General features: G+C 65.7%; 11 protein-coding genes. 4 read left to right on the plus strand and 7 right to left on the minus strand.

Features of this window, described 5'->3' with window-relative positions:
* The first annotated feature begins 76 nt into the window (after positions 1-76).
* On the plus strand, positions 77-1,765 hold the full coding sequence (locus LV28_RS34135) for an AMP-binding protein (RefSeq protein ID WP_038621191.1): 1,689 nt from the start codon (positions 77-79) through the stop codon (positions 1,763-1,765).
* 15 nt (positions 1,766-1,780) lie between these two features.
* Here LV28_RS34135 and LV28_RS34140 read toward each other — a convergent pair whose 3' ends face one another.
* The gene (locus LV28_RS34140; RefSeq protein WP_023871591.1) at positions 1,781-2,536 is read right to left on the minus strand and encodes a sulfite exporter TauE/SafE family protein; all 756 of its coding nucleotides are present in this window, start codon (positions 2,534-2,536) and stop codon (positions 1,781-1,783) included.
* A gap of 378 nt (positions 2,537-2,914) precedes the next feature.
* On the opposite strand from LV28_RS34140, the gene gshA reads away from it, so the two are divergent.
* On the plus strand, positions 2,915-4,537 hold the full coding sequence (gene gshA / locus LV28_RS34145) for a glutamate--cysteine ligase (protein ID WP_255315224.1): 1,623 nt from the start codon (positions 2,915-2,917) through the stop codon (positions 4,535-4,537).
* Between the two features lie 67 nt (positions 4,538-4,604).
* Here the strand turns inward: gshA and LV28_RS34150 are convergent, their stop codons facing one another.
* The 5 genes from LV28_RS34150 to LV28_RS34170 all read right to left on the minus strand — a co-directional run bounded on the left by LV28_RS34150 (position 4,605) and on the right by LV28_RS34170 (position 9,732).
* Positions 4,605-4,928 (minus strand): AzlD domain-containing protein, encoded by a 324-nt coding sequence (locus LV28_RS34150; protein WP_023595621.1) that lies wholly within the window; start codon positions 4,926-4,928, stop codon positions 4,605-4,607.
* Entirely contained in the window at positions 4,925-5,719 is a 795-nt protein-coding gene (locus LV28_RS34155; RefSeq protein ID WP_023595622.1) for an AzlC family ABC transporter permease, read from the minus strand. Before LV28_RS34155 ends, LV28_RS34150 begins: the two co-directional genes overlap by 4 nt.
* 237 nt (positions 5,720-5,956) lie before the next feature.
* Entirely contained in the window at positions 5,957-8,473 is a 2,517-nt protein-coding gene (locus LV28_RS34160; RefSeq protein WP_023871589.1) for a penicillin-binding protein 1A, read from the minus strand.
* A 150-nt stretch (positions 8,474-8,623) separates the two neighbouring features.
* Positions 8,624-9,256: a LysE family translocator gene (locus LV28_RS34165; RefSeq protein ID WP_023595624.1), complete on the minus strand. Its 633-nt coding sequence runs from the start codon at positions 9,254-9,256 to the stop codon at positions 8,624-8,626.
* A gap of 92 nt (positions 9,257-9,348) precedes the next feature.
* Positions 9,349-9,732: a hypothetical protein gene (locus LV28_RS34170; RefSeq protein WP_023595626.1), complete on the minus strand. Its 384-nt coding sequence runs from the start codon at positions 9,730-9,732 to the stop codon at positions 9,349-9,351.
* A 230-nt stretch (positions 9,733-9,962) separates the two neighbouring features.
* Here LV28_RS34170 and LV28_RS49495 point away from each other — a divergent pair, with 230 nt between their 5' ends.
* Both LV28_RS49495 and LV28_RS34180 read left to right on the plus strand, forming a co-directional pair.
* Positions 9,963-11,585 (plus strand): methyl-accepting chemotaxis protein, encoded by a 1,623-nt coding sequence (locus LV28_RS49495; RefSeq protein ID WP_023595627.1) that lies wholly within the window; start codon positions 9,963-9,965, stop codon positions 11,583-11,585.
* 111 nt (positions 11,586-11,696) lie between these two features.
* Positions 11,697-12,098, plus strand: coding sequence for a hypothetical protein (locus tag LV28_RS34180; RefSeq protein WP_023871587.1), 402 nt, complete (start codon positions 11,697-11,699; stop codon positions 12,096-12,098).
* A gap of 63 nt (positions 12,099-12,161) precedes the next feature.
* Here the strand turns inward: LV28_RS34180 and LV28_RS34185 are convergent, their stop codons facing one another.
* Positions 12,162-13,880, minus strand: coding sequence for an NADPH-dependent assimilatory sulfite reductase hemoprotein subunit (locus LV28_RS34185; RefSeq protein ID WP_023871586.1), 1,719 nt, complete (start codon positions 13,878-13,880; stop codon positions 12,162-12,164).
* Positions 13,881-13,987 lie beyond the last annotated feature (107 nt).

Here is a 13,987-nt window from a genome sequence, read left to right on the forward strand (position 1 = left end):
GAATGTCGAATTCGAAGGCGCTCACGATAATGGAATTCTGCCGACATCCTGCCCCCTCGTGGCTCGGAGACAAGCCATGCCGCAAACCCTGAATTTCGAGGACGCGCGCGATCTGCTGCTCGCACAGCGCGCGCACTACGATGTGGCGTATCGTGACTTCCGCTGGCCGGTGCTGACCCGCTTCAACTGGGCGCTCGACTTCTTCGATCCGCAAGCGCAAGGCAACGATCGGCCCGCCCTCTGGGTCGTCGAAGAGGATGGGCGCGAGACGCGTCTGTCGTTCGCCGAGATGTCGGCGCGCTCCAACCGCGTCGCCAATTTCCTGCGTCAGCGAGGGGTCGCGCGCGGCGACCGTGTACTGCTCATGTTGCCGAATCAAGTCGAACTCTGGGACCTCATGCTCGCGTGCATGAAGCTCGGCGCCGTCATGATTCCCGCCACGACGCTGCTCGCCGCCGGCGATCTCGTCGACCGACTCGAGCGCGGTCGCGTGCGGCACGTGATCACCACCGCGCGCGAGGCCGCCAAGTTCGCCGCGCTCGCCGGCGACTACCAGCGCCTTGCCGTGGGCGAGGCCCCGCCCGAAGGATGGACGCCGTTCGCCCCGGCCTACGAGGCCAGCGATCGGTTCGTGCCCGATGGCGAGACCCTGGCGACCGATCCGCTGCTGCTGTACTTCACGTCGGGCACGACATCGCGTCCGAAGCTCGTGCTGCATACCCATCAAAGTTACCCCGTGGGGCACCTCGCCACCATGTATTGGCTCGGACTCCAGCCCGGCGACCTTCACTGGAACATCAGCTCGCCCGGTTGGGCCAAGCACGCATGGAGTTGCTTCTTCGCGCCGTGGAATGCCGGCGCGGCGATCTTCATCTATAACTTCTCGCGCTTCGACGCCCGCACCGCTCTGCAAACCGCGGCACGCTGCGAGGTCACCACCCTCTGCGCCCCACCCACCGTCTGGCGCATGATGATTCAGGAAGATCTCGCGCGGCACCCGGTGAAGTTTCGCGAACTCATCGGTGCGGGCGAGCCGCTCAATCCCGAAGTCATCGATCAGGTCAGGCGCGCCTGGAACATCACTATCCGCGACGGCTACGGCCAGACCGAGACGTGCTGCCAGATCGGCAATTCGCCCGGCCAGCCGGTCAAGGCGGGCGCGATGGGGCGTCCCATGCCCGGCTACCGCGTCGTGCTGCTCGATCACGACGGCAACGAGACCGACGAAGGGGAGATCTGTCTCGCGCTGGCGTCGCGTCCAACCGGACTGATGCAGGGGTACGAGGATGACAGGGAGAAGACCGCCGAAGTCATGCGCGACGGCTATTACCACACCGGCGACGTCGCCATGCGTGACGAGCGCGGCTATTTCACTTACGTGGGCCGGGCCGACGACGTCTTCAAGGCATCCGACTACCGCATCAGCCCGTTCGAGCTCGAGAGCGAACTGATCAAGCATCCGGCGGTGGCCGAGGCGGGCGTCGTGCCGAGCCCCGATCCCGTGCGCCTCGCGGTGCCGAAGGCCTTCGTGTCGCTTCGCAGCGGCTTTCAGGCGGACGATAAACTCGCTCTCGATATCCTGCGTTTTTGCCGCGACCATCTCGCGCCATACAAGCGGATTCGGCGCATCGAGTTTTGCGAGTTGCCGAAGACGATCTCCGGAAAGATTCGGCGTGTCGAATTGCGCCGGGCGGAGGAGGGGCGTGCGCTGGAGTTGCGCCGCGAGATGGAATTCTGGGACGTCGACTTTCCCGATCTCAAGTGACGTGCGGCGCCATGCTCATCGGATGTGCTGAATCACCAGCTCCGCACCGAGCATTGCCAGGCCGACAAAGAAGCATCGGCGAAAGACCGGCGCACTCACACGGGTGCGCACCCACTGGCCGAGGAACATCCCGCCCAGCGCCGGGACGAGCGCCAGCAGGGAAACCCCGATCGCATGTCCGTGGAAGATGCCGTCGTGCGCCAGCCCCGCGGCAAGTGCCAACGTCGACACGGTAAACGACAGCCCCAGCGCCTGAACCAGATCGTCCCTGTCGAGGTCGAGCGCCTGGAGAAACGGCACGGCAGGGATCACGAATACGCCCGTCGCCGCCGTGACCAGGCCCGTGATCGCGCCAATGCCACCCCCGAGCGCACCGGTCGTCGCCCGCGACCAGTGCCCGGGCACATGCAGGCGCACGGCCGCGAGCCCCAGCGCCGCATAGACGAGCAGCGCCACACCCAGTGCCATGCCGGCCACATTGCCGCCGTTGGCAAGCCATCCGCTGCCGGCCCAGGTGCCGACGCAGATGCCGAGCAACATCGGCCACAGTCTTCCGGCCAAAGCCGCGAAACGTGGACCGGCGAGCAGTTGCCAGACGTTGGTAACGAGCGACGGTACGATCAGTAGTGCCGCGGCTTCGGCGGTCGGCATGGCCAGGCCGAGCAATCCGACGGCCACCGTCGGCAGGCCCAGTCCGATGACCCCCTTGACGAAGCCCGCAAGCAAAAAGGTAACGAGCCCCAGCGAGAGCACGGGGATGAGATGGGTCATGTGTTGGATCGTCGTCATGGCGCCAGTATCGGCGTCGCGCATCGGGCCGCCAATGCGGCATTCGCGCAGGCGGACTCAGGCAGACGCTGAGGCTGGCGCGAGCGGTGAGGCTTGCGCCCGGACGGCGTCCGACGCGGTTTGGCGTTTTCAGTTATGCTCAGGCCAAATTCGCGCCGTGCCGCGCATCGGGCGCGTCCCCCGGAGCCCTCGCTCCGGCGGCCGTGCCGATGCCATCGGCACCCCGTAGACCCCCGTCGCTGCCCCCGCACCGATCATGGCCTTCGTCATGAGGGGGCGCCGGCGACGACAGCCATGCCAATGCATTGCGCCTGCCCAGAGGGATGGAAGTTGGAAAACCAGAATCGTCAACACGAACACATCGCACACGCCGGTCAGGAGGCCGCTCACGGGCTGCTCGATCGGCGTCTGGCGCTCATCATGCAACCCGCCCACCGCGCGCTGCTCGCTGATGGCCTGTCCGGCATTGAACGCGAGACCCTGCGCGTACAGGCCGATGGCGCGCTCGCACTGACCCCGCATCCGCGTGCCCTCGGTTCGGCGCTGACCAACGACGAGATCACCACCGATTACTCCGAAGCGCTGCTCGAGTTCATCACGCCACCCCAGCACGACGCCGCCGACGTCATTGCCCGGCTCGACGAGATCCACCAGTTCGCCTATCGCAAGCTCGGCGCGGAACTGCTGTGGAGCGATTCGATGCCGCCCGCGCTGCCGCCGGAAGACGTGATTCCCATCGCCGACTATGGCACGTCGCACATCGGCATGCTCAAGCACGTGTATCGCCGCGGTCTCGCGCTGCGCTACGGCAAGCCGATGCAGTGCATCGCCGGTATTCACTACAACTTCTCGCTCGCCGAGCCGGTGTGGGAACTGCTTCGCAAGCACGAGGGCGCAACCGAGTCGCCGCGCGATTACCAGTCGGCCCGCTATGTTGCGCTCATCCGCAACTTCCGCCGCTATAGCTGGCTGCTGATGTATCTGTTCGGTGCGTCGCCGGTGTTGCATGCCGAATTCCTGCGCGGACGCGAACACGGCCTCGACGCTTTCGACGAAGGCACGCTCGGCCTGCCCTACGCGACCAGCCTGCGCATGAGCGACCTGGGCTATCAGAACAGCGCACAGTCGGAGGTGTCGCCGTGCTACGACTGTCTGCCCAGCTACATCGATGCGCTCACGCAAGCGGTGAGTCAGCCGCACCCGGCGTACGAGGCGCTTGGCACGAAGCGCAATGGCGAGTGGATCCAGCTCTCGACCAATCTGCTGCAAATCGAAAACGAGTTTTATGCCACGATCCGCCCTAAGCGGGTCACATACAGCGGCGAGCGCCCCGTGCAGGCACTCGCGCGGCGCGGCGTGCAGTACGTGGAGGTCCGCTGCATCGACATCGATCCGTTCCTGCCGGTCGGTATCGACGTCGACACCGCACGCTTCATCGACGCGTTCCTGCTGTTCTGCGCACTCGAAGACAGCCCGTCGTGCTCGAATGCCGAGAACATGGAAAATCGCGACAACTTCGCGCATGTCGTCAAGGAAGGCCGCAAGCCCGGCCTCGTGCTGCATCGCGGCGGCGAAGCCATTACGCTGTTCGACTGGGCGCAGGCGTTGCTCGATCGCATCGATCGCACGGCGGCGGCCTTCGACGCCCAGCGTGGCGGCGCTCATTATGCGCACTCCATGGCACTGCAGCGGGCCAAGGTGCAGGACGTCTCGCTCACGCCGTCGGCGCGCGTGATGGCGGCGCTCGAACCGCTGCGTGGCACGAAGGGCGGCGCATTCCAGGCGTTCGCGCTCGAGCAGAGCAAGCGTCATGCGAAGACCTTGCGCGACATGCCGCTCGACCCGAAGGTCGAGGCGCATTTCGAGGCGCTCGCGCAGAAGTCGCTGGCATCGCAGGCCGAACTGGAGCGCACGCAAGTGGGCGACTTCGACGCCTTCGTGGCTGCCTATCGCGCCGGCACGCTCGGGACGGTCAGCGTCTGAGGACGAACGAACCGCTCTACGAAACAAGCGCCCTTCAGGGCGCTTTTTTTACGAGCGTGGCATGGCGTCAGGCGAGCACGCCGAGTTGCCAGGCGAAGAAGACCGCCAGCCCGGCGCCGATAGTGAGCAATTGGTGACGCGTGGCCGCGCACACGGCGATCGCCACCAGCGCGGCCACGAGTTGTGGATTGCGCCAGGTCAGCTCCAGTCCATTGCCGTGGGGCGCGAGCGTCATCGGTACGATGATGGCCGTGAGCACGGTGACGGGCACGAACGACAGCGCCTCGCGCAGCCACTCCGGGAATCTCACCCGGTCGCCCAGCACGAAGATGCCGGCCTTGACCGCCAATGTCACGGCCGCCATGCCGAGAATCGCCAGAACGTAGTTCATTGCGCACCTCCCGCCGGCTTGCCAGACGCGCGCATGCCACCGGGTTTGCGCGCATCGTCTTCGCCGCTCTTGCGGGACGGGCGTGCGCCGTTGCGACGCTTCGCATGCAGCATGATCATGCCGGCCGCGATGCCCAACGCCACGGCCGCGAGCAGGCCGAGCTTGTAGGGCAAGCCCTGGCATGCGTAGGCGCTCGCGCCGGCGACCACGGTAGCCACCGCCCAGGGCACGCGGGCCATCTGGGGCACGATGATCGCAATGAACGTGGCGACCATGGCGAAATCCAGGCCCAGGGTTTGCAGGCGTGGGAAGGCGGCGCCGAACAGCAGACCCGCGAGCGTCCACACCTGCCAGTTGAGGTACATCGACAGCCCCGAGCCGAGGAAGTACCACTGCCCCAGTGGATCGTCCGGGTGACGATGGAAGTGACCGCTGGTGACGGCGAAGGTCTCGTCCGTGAGCAGGAATCCCAGCACCGTGCGCCACCGCAGATCCAGATGCTTCACATGGGGCAACAGGTTCGCGGCGTACAGCATGTGACGCAGATTGACGATCAACGTGGTGGCCCACAGCACCGCGTAACCTACGCCGGTGGCGAACAGGCCTGCGGCGATGAACTGGCTCGAGCCGGCGAAGACAGTGAGTGACATGAGCTGCCCGTGCCATGGCGCGAGCGGCGTGGTGGCAACCAGCGCACCGAAAATCAGGCCGAACGGTGCTGCGCCGACGATCATCGGCAGGGTGTCGCGAGCGCCTGCGGCGAAGCTTGCCGCACGGGACGGAGCCGGCATGGAAAAACGTTCCTCGATAGAAGTCGACCGAAGTCGATGCAGGTCAATGGAAGCGGCGCGGGCAGGATCGCGCGCCAATGCCCGGAGCTTAGCGCCTGCCCGGGCCGACGCGCTTGTACGTTCTTGCGCTTAAAGTGCGTGATGTGCTTGAGGTGCTTGAGGTCGAAGGCCCGTGCTCATGAAAAAGCGGCCACCGCCTGGGTGGCCGCTCAGCGCATGGACGATGCCCGGCGCGACTCAGGGATGTTTGAACAGGTCGAGAATGCGCGCCTTTTCGCGGGCATCCACGCCGCCGGGCGAGGGCGGCTGGGCGGCCGCCGGTGGCGGCGCGGCGGGTTCGGGGGTGCTGTTGCCGAAGAACGGCAGCGAGAAGCCCCCGCTGTTGTCGTCGATGCCGATGCTCGCCACGAAGCCGTTGCCGGGCAGCTTGTCCGACTCGTAAAGCTCGCCGTTGACCACGCTCACGCCCGGCGGCATGGCCATCTGCTGCTGCGGCACGCCGTTCAGGGCAACGCTCATGTATTTGGTCCAGACCGGCAACGCCAACTGCGCGCCGAATTCGCGGCTGCCGAGCGTTTTCGGTTGATCGAAGCCGAGCCAGGCCACCGCCACGAGCGTGTGCTGGTAACCCGCGAACCACCCATCGAGAGCGTCGTTGGTGGTGCCGGTCTTGCCGGCCAGATCGGTGCGTTTGAGCACGTTCGTGCCGGCGCCCGTGCCGCGCTGCGCCACCGATTGCAGCAGGCTGTTCATGATGAACGCGTTCGGTGCCGAGATCGCGCGCGCGGCGTTCACATTCGCGATGACCGGCGTGGCCTTGTTGAGCACGTTGCCGCGCGCGTCGCGAATTTCGCTGATCAGATACGGCGCGACACGGTAGCCGCCGTTGGCGAACACCGCGTAAGCGCCCGCCAGTTGCAGCGGTGTGGTCTGGCCCGCGCCGAGCGCCATCGGCAGATACGGCGGCACCTTGTCGGCGTCGAAGCCGAAGCGCGTGGCGTATTCCTGCGTGTATTGCGTGCCGGCGAATTGCAGCAGACGAATCGCCACCAGGTTCTTCGAGCGCTGCAGGCCTTCGCGTACGGTCATCGGACCGCTGAAGGCGTCGTCGTCGTGCGGGTCCCAAGCCTGCCCGCCGGTCTGCGAGGGCGGCAGGTTGAGCGGGCCGTCCATCACCATCGTGGCGGGGCTCACCCCTTTCTCGATGGCCGCCGAATACACCACGGGCTTGAACGTCGAGCCCGGCTGGCGCCAGGCCTGCGTGGCGCGGTTGAACTTGCTCTGATTGAAGTCGAACCCGCCGACGAGCGCGCGGATCGCCCCGTCGTCGGGCGAGAGCGAAACCAGCGCGCCTTGCACCTCCGGCAACTGCGCGATGCGCCACTTGCCGCGCGCGTCCTTCATCACGCGGATGATCGAGCCCGGGCGAATGCGCAGCTTCTCGCTCGCTCTGGACGAGAGTGCCGACGACGCGAAGCCGATGCCGTCGCCGCTGACCACTACCGCGTCGCCCGAGAGCGGCACCGCGGTGACCTGCGACGAGCTGGCGGCTACCACGACCGCCGCGACGAGGTCGCCGTTGTCAGGATGTTCCAGCAATGTGTCCTCGATCAATTGCTGTCGATCGGGCATGGCCGCCGGCAGCTCGACGAATCCCTCCGGCCCGCGGTACGCATGACGGCGCTCGTAATCGAGCACGCCCATGCGAACGGCGTCGTAGGCCGCCTGCTGCTTTTTCGAATCCAGCGTCGTGATGACCGTCAGGCCGCGCGTGTATGCGTCGTCCTTGTACTCGTCGTACACGGCCTGGCGCACCATTTCGGCCACATACTCGGCATGCACGTTGTACTCGTTGCCCGCGGTCCGGGTGCGGATCGGTTCGTGCAGTGCATCTTCGTATTGGTTGCGAGTGATGTAGCCCAGGTCGAGCATGCGCTTGAGGATGTATTCCTGACGGATTTTCGCGCGCTTCGGATTGACGATCGGATTGTAGGCCGACGGCGCCTTCGGCAGGCCGGCCAGCATGGCGGCCTCGCCAAGCGTGATGTCCTTGAGATCCTTGCCGAAGTAGATGCGCGCGGCGCTCGCGAAGCCGTAAGCGCGCTGGCCCAGATAGATCTGGTTCATGTACAGCTCGAGAATCTTGTCCTTCGACAGCGCGGACTCGATCTTGTACGCGAGCAGCATTTCGTAGATCTTGCGCGTGGCGGTCTTCTCGCGCGAGAGGAAGAAGTTGCGCGCGACCTGCATGGTGATCGTGCTGGCACCCTGCGCGGCGCCGCCGTGCAGTACGTCCGACACCCCGGCTCTCAGGATACCGATGAAGTCGACGCCGCCATGATCGTAGAAACGATAGTCCTCGATCGCGAGCACGGCCTTCTTCATCACGTCCGGAATCTGGTCGATCGTGACGAGACTGCGGCGCTCCTCGCCGAATTCGCCGATCAGCACGTTATCGGACGTGTAGATGCGCAGCGGTACCTTCGGGCGATAGTCGGTAATGACGTCGAGCGGCGGCAGGTTGGGGCGCATCACGATCAGCGCATAACCGACGATCAGGGCGCCGACGACCGCCAGGCCAGCGAGCGTGGCCAGGACGACGGCAAGCGTGCCGAAGCCGCGCTGACGACCATGGCGGCTGGTCGAGGCAGCAGGCGCCTGGGATGCGATGGCGGGGGCGTGTTGGCGGATTTGGCGGTGTTGGCGCGCCGGATGAGACGGCGTGCGAGGCGGCAAACAATGCTTCAAGGACATACCCAACGAAAATTGCAGGATGGGAACAGGCCGGCCGGCCTAGCGCTGCGTGGATCCCCGCCGCGCGGCGAAATCGGAGCAGTATGCCACGCCCGGCGCGTCACCCTCCAAAAAAATGGGGGGAGGCCCGGAAGGCATACCACGTATGGGTCAGCGACGGGCTTCCGTGGCCATGCGCAGGGCGAGCGCCCCAAGCACGCCGCCCATGAGCCAGCGCTGGATGCGCAGCCATGCCGGACGCTGGCCGAGGAATCGCGCGATCCCCCCCGCCGACAGGGCGACACCGGCGTTGACCATCACGCTGCACACGATCTGCGTGGCGCCGAGGGCCAGCGACTGCGTGAGCACGCTGCCATGCTCGGGATGCACGAACTGCGGCAGCAGCGCCAGGTACAGCATGGCGATCTTCGGGTTGAGCACCGATGTGAACAGGCCCATCAGGAACAGGCGGCGGTTGCCGTCGCGCGCCAGGGCGCGAACCTCGAACGGGGAGCGCCCGCCCGGCTTGAGCGCCTGCCAGGCCAGCCAGAGCAGGTAGAGGGCGCCGCCGAAACGCAGCACGTCGTAGGCAAACGGCACCGCGAAGAGCAGGGCGGTGATGCCGAAGGCCGCGCACAGCATGTAGAAGACGAAGCCCAGCGCCACACCGCCCAGCGAAACGAGTCCCGCGGCCGGTCCCTGGCACAGGGAACGCGAAATCAGGTACATCATGTTCGGCCCCGGGGTGAGGGCCATACCGATAGCGACCAATGCGAAGGCCAGCCAGGTCGAAAGTGCAGGCATGTTCGATGCGTCTCAAATGGGCAAGCTGCACGATACCACGGTGCCGACGGGTTCGCCGGTTGGCCCGAACCGCTCGGTCACGCGATGCGAAATCAGCCCAGCCGTTTGAGAAACACGGTCATTTCCTTTTCGGCCTGACGGTCGCCGTGCGCCTGGGCCGCCGCGATGCCGCGCGTCCAGGCATCGCGCGCGCCTTCCACGTCGCCGGCGCCCTGGCGCGCCTTGCCCAGCAGCTTCCACGCAGCGGTGTAGGCCGGGTCGAACGCCACGCATTGCGTCAGATGGGTGGCCGCGACCGGATAATTGCCGGCGTCCAGATAACCCTTGCCGAGGCCGAAGCGCAGCAGCGCGTTGTCCTTGCCGGCGGCCAGCAGTTTCTCGAGTCCTTCGATCATGATTTGTATATATGTAATTGATATATAAAAAACGTAATAAGATTGCGAGGCTTCCCCGATCACCGGCGGCGCGATGGTCATTCGCCGTGGCGTTTTCCGTTTCGGCGTTCGAGACGCCCGACGCCACCTCGTATGCGTCGACGACTTGACTTGCATCAACCGGACGCCGCGACATCCCGTGGCGCATGGGCACGTAAACCCGCACGATGCTCAAGTCTGGTGCACATCGCGCCGATGTGACAAGTGATAACGGCCCGTCAGAGGCCCGGATCCACGGGTGGTGACCCATTACGAAAGACGGAGACGACAGAATGTTGCGTAGCTTCTCGATCAAGGCACGCCTTGGCATCACCATGGCGCTGCTGGCGGTATTGTTGATTCTGTTAGGGGCCCTGGGCATCGCGGGCATGACGCGCACCGGTGACGCATTGCGAGAGACGTATGCCAATCATCTCGCGGCCACGGTGGCACTTGGCAAGGACAACGCGACGCTCGCGCGCACCCGGGCCATTCTCGACCGCGTGGTGCTGCATCCCGAATCGCCCGATGGCGACAAGATCGCCGCCCGCGCGCGCGGCATGATCAAGGACGCGAATGCGGCATGGGCCACGTATCAGGCGTTGCCGCGCGAGGCGCAGGAGGCGCGGCTCGCGGATGAGGTCGCGCGCCAGCGCGCGACGTTCTTCGACAAGGGCATGAATCCGATGCTCGCCGCCATCGATGCGCGCGACCGCACGGCGATGGACGATCTCACGATGAACGCGCTGCCCAAGTACTACGCGGCGCTCACCGCCGCGAGCGACGCGCTCGCCGCGTACAAGCTGAAGCTTGGGCACGACACCTACGAGGCGTCGATGACCGAGCTCGCGGCGTTTCGCTGGCTGAGCATCGGCGCGACGGTGTTCGGCGTGCTGATCGCCATCGCTTGTTACTTCTCGTTGCGCGGCGCGATCATGCGTCCTCTCGGCGAGGCACTGACGCACTTCGATCAGATCGCGGCAGGGCGCCTGGACAATCCGGTGGAGGTGCGCGGCAAGGACGAGATGTCGATGCTCATGCGCGGGCTTGACGCCATGCAGTCCCGTCTGGCGGACACGATTCGCGGTGTACGGCGCAGCTGTGACGCCATGGCGACGGCCACCGCCGAAATTTCCGCGGGCAATACCGACCTGTCCGCGCGCACCGAGCAACAGGCCGCGTCGCTCGAGGAGACGGCGTCGTCGATGGAGCAACTGACCGCAACCGTGAAGCAGAACGCCGATAACGCCCGGCAGGCGAGCCAACTCGCGGTCAACGCGTCGGATATCGCCGCGCGCGGCGGTCAGGTCGTCGCACGCGTCGTCGACACGATGCAGGGCATCTCGGCGAGTTCCTCGCAGGTGGTGGACATCATCGCCGTGATCGACGGCATCGCGTTCCAGACCAATATCCTGGCCTTGAACGCGGCCGTGGAAGCGGCGCGCGCAGGCGAACAGGGGCGGGGCTTCGCGGTGGTGGCGGGCGAGGTGCGCACGCTCGCGCAGCGCAGTGCAACGGCTGCGCGCGAGATCAAGGGACTCATCGAGACGTCGGTGCAGAAGGTGGCCGACGGCTCGACGCTCGTGACCGAGGCCGGCCGCACGATGGACGAGATCCTTCAGGCGGTGCAGCGCGTGACCGACATCATGGGCGAAATCTCGGCCGCGTCCGACGAACAAAGCGGGGGTATCGAACAGGTGAACCAGGCCGTCACCCAGATGGACACCGTGACGCAGCAGAACGCGGCGCTCGTGGAGCAGGCGGCGGCTGCCGCGGCGTCGCTCGAAGACCAGACGAACGCCTTGCGCGAGGAAATGGCGCGGTTCCGCCTGGGCGACGAGGGAGGCACGAGCGGTGCCGCACGGCGACCGGCGCTGCATGCCGTGGGGGCGTCGCCGCTGTCGCTGGCGGCCTGAGTCGGGGGCGCGAGACGCCGGTGCGCGGGCAAAAGCGGGGCAGGTTCATGGCGGCGGCACGCCGAACCGGGTAACATTGCCCATCTTTTGCTCAGTTGAGGGTGTCGAAGTATGAAGCGAATGGCGCTGATGGCGGCGGTGGCCGTGGCTGTTCTGGCAGGTTGCGGCCCGATCAACCAGATGAGCCGGCCCGATCCGGCAACGGGTCGACTGCTCGACCAGGGGACCGGGGCTGACCGCTTCATGGTGCTCAACTGCATCTACCACGGCTGGAGCGAGCTGTCGCAGAACGTCGATTCGACGTCGTACGCCCGTCAGGGGGCCGACCGCGTGCGTGTGTATCGAGGTCAGGACGCGCAGGGCAACGCTATCTACAATCCCTACGTCGACATCATGCAAGGCGGCTTCGGCACGCGTTTGCAGTATTTCGAGACGCCGGGCAGCCATCTGCCGCGCGATTTCGAGAATACGGTCAAGCGTTGCATGGTGCCTTACTCGGGCAGCAACGACTGAGCCCGATCCAGGCAATTCCATGACGGCAAGCCCCGGCACGATGTGGCCGGGGCTTTTCTTTTTTCAGCCGTGAAAGTCCTCGCGCGCCTCGATGACTTCCTTCACCACGCCCTGGCGCACCAGAAAGTCGCCGAATTTTTCGCCGGCGTCGCGCTCCTTCGCGTAGCGATGGAAAAGGGGCGTGAGCTCGGCCACGACCTGGTCTTCGCTCACCGACTCCTTGTACAGCTTGTTCAGGCGCTGGCCGTGGAAGCCCGCGCCGAGGTACAGGTTGTACTTGCCCGCCGATTTGCCGACCAGTCCGATTTCCGCGATGTACGGCCGCGCGCACCCGTTCGGGCAGCCCGTCGTGCGAATGGTGATCGGCTCGCCCGCGAGGCCGGCGTCGTCGAGCACCGACTCCAGCCTTGTGACGAGGCCGGGCAGGGCGCGTTCGCTCTCCGCCAGCGCGAGGCCGCATGTCGGGAAACCCACGCACGCCATGGAGTTGATGCGCAGGGCGCTCTGGTGCTTGCCGTCGAGCAGGCCGTATTGACTGACCAGCGCTTCGATCTGCGCCTTCTTCGCGTCGCTCACGCGCCCGACGATCAGGTTCTGGTTGCCCGTGATGCGAATGTCGCCATCGTGCACTTTGGCGATCTCGCGCAAACCGGTCATGAGGCGATAGTCTTCCCAGTCCTTCACGCGGCCGTTCTGGATGAACAGCGTGAGATGCCACAAGTCGTCGGCGCCCTTGAGCCAGCCGTACTGATCGCCGTTGGTCGTGAACCGGAAGTCGCGCGCCGGGGCGAGATGCCACCCGAGATACTGGTTGAGTGTTTCCTTGAACCACTCCACGCCGCGGTCGTCGATGGTGTACTTCAGGCGGGCATGCTTGCGATTGGTGCGGTCGCCGAAATCGCGCTGCACGAGCAGCACCTTCTCGGCCACGTCGACGATGCGATCGGCCGGCAGGTAACCGATGACGGTGCCTGTGCGCGGATACGTCGCGGCGTCGCCGTGCGTCATGCCCATGCCGCCGCCCACCGAGACGTTGAAGCCTTCGAGCTTGCCATCGGTGCCCACGATGGCGATGAAGCCCAGATCGTTGGCGTAGACGTCGACGTCGTTGTTCGGCGGAATGGCGATGGCGATCTTGAACTTGCGCGGCAGGTAGTGCTTGCCGTAAATCGGCTCGTGATCTTCCTTGCCTGCCCCAAGACGCTTGTCGCCGAGCCAGATTTCGCGATACGCGGTGGTCTGCGGCAGAAGATGGCGGTCGATCTTCAGGCACCAGTCGAGTGCTTCGGCGTGGGCCGGTGAGAGGTGCGGATGGTTCGAGACGAGCGTGTTGCGATTGACGTCGCCGCACGCGGCGATGCTCGTCATGGCCACTTCGTCCACGCCCTTGATCAGCGGGCGCAACTGGTGCTTGAGCACGTTGTGATACTGCACCGTCTGGCGGGTGGTCAGCCGGATCGTGTTGCCGCCGTATTTCTGCGCGAGCTCGTCGAGCTTGAGCCACTGCGCGGGCGTGCACACGCCGCCCGGCATGCGCAGCCGGATCATGAACTGATACGCGGGTTCGAGTTTCTGCTTCTGCCGCTCGCTACGCAGGTCGCGATCATCCTGCATGTAGGAGCCGTGGAACTTGAGCAGTTGCGCGTCCTTCTCGAAGATCGCGCCCGTGAGTGGGTCGGCCAGCCCCTCGGCAATGGTGCCACGCAGATAGTTGCTGGCGTCCTTGATCTTCTCGACTTCGGAGCGCGCCGGGGCGGCGCTGGTAGGCGTAGTTTGCGTCATGTGGGCCTGCTGTCTCTGTGAGCGCGCGGTGCGGGTGCTCGGGCGCGCCTCATGTGCGAATTGGGGACGAACCGTACGCTTATCGCGTTCTCATCGGTGGCGTGTCG

The organism is Pandoraea pnomenusa (genome assembly GCF_000767615.3).
In the GTDB taxonomy this organism is placed as follows: Bacteria; Pseudomonadota; Gammaproteobacteria; order Burkholderiales; family Burkholderiaceae; genus Pandoraea; species Pandoraea pnomenusa.

Bases quoted from the DNA above. Each gene is read 5' to 3' on its own strand.
- LV28_RS34170 (WP_023595626.1), bottom strand. From the start codon at position 9,732: ATGACCATCGCGCCGCCGGTGATCGGGGAAGCCTCGCAATCTTATTAC.
- LV28_RS34150 (WP_023595621.1), bottom strand. From the start codon at position 4,928: ATGAACTACGTTCTGGCGATTCTCGGCATGGCGGCCGTGACATTGGCG.
- LV28_RS34155 (WP_023595622.1), bottom strand. From the start codon at position 5,719: ATGCCGGCTCCGTCCCGTGCGGCAAGCTTCGCCGCAGGCGCTCGCGAC.
- LV28_RS34135 (WP_038621191.1), top strand. From the start codon at position 77: ATGCCGCAAACCCTGAATTTCGAGGACGCGCGCGATCTGCTGCTCGCA.
- LV28_RS34140 (WP_023871591.1), bottom strand. From the start codon at position 2,536: ATGACCCATCTCATCCCCGTGCTCTCGCTGGGGCTCGTTACCTTTTTG.
- LV28_RS34165 (WP_023595624.1), bottom strand. From the start codon at position 9,256: ATGCCTGCACTTTCGACCTGGCTGGCCTTCGCATTGGTCGCTATCGGT.
- LV28_RS49495 (WP_023595627.1), top strand. From the start codon at position 9,963: ATGTTGCGTAGCTTCTCGATCAAGGCACGCCTTGGCATCACCATGGCG.
- LV28_RS34160 (WP_023871589.1), bottom strand. From the start codon at position 8,473: ATGTCCTTGAAGCATTGTTTGCCGCCTCGCACGCCGTCTCATCCGGCG.
- LV28_RS34185 (WP_023871586.1), bottom strand. From the start codon at position 13,880: ATGACGCAAACTACGCCTACCAGCGCCGCCCCGGCGCGCTCCGAAGTC.
- LV28_RS34180 (WP_023871587.1), top strand. From the start codon at position 11,697: ATGAAGCGAATGGCGCTGATGGCGGCGGTGGCCGTGGCTGTTCTGGCA.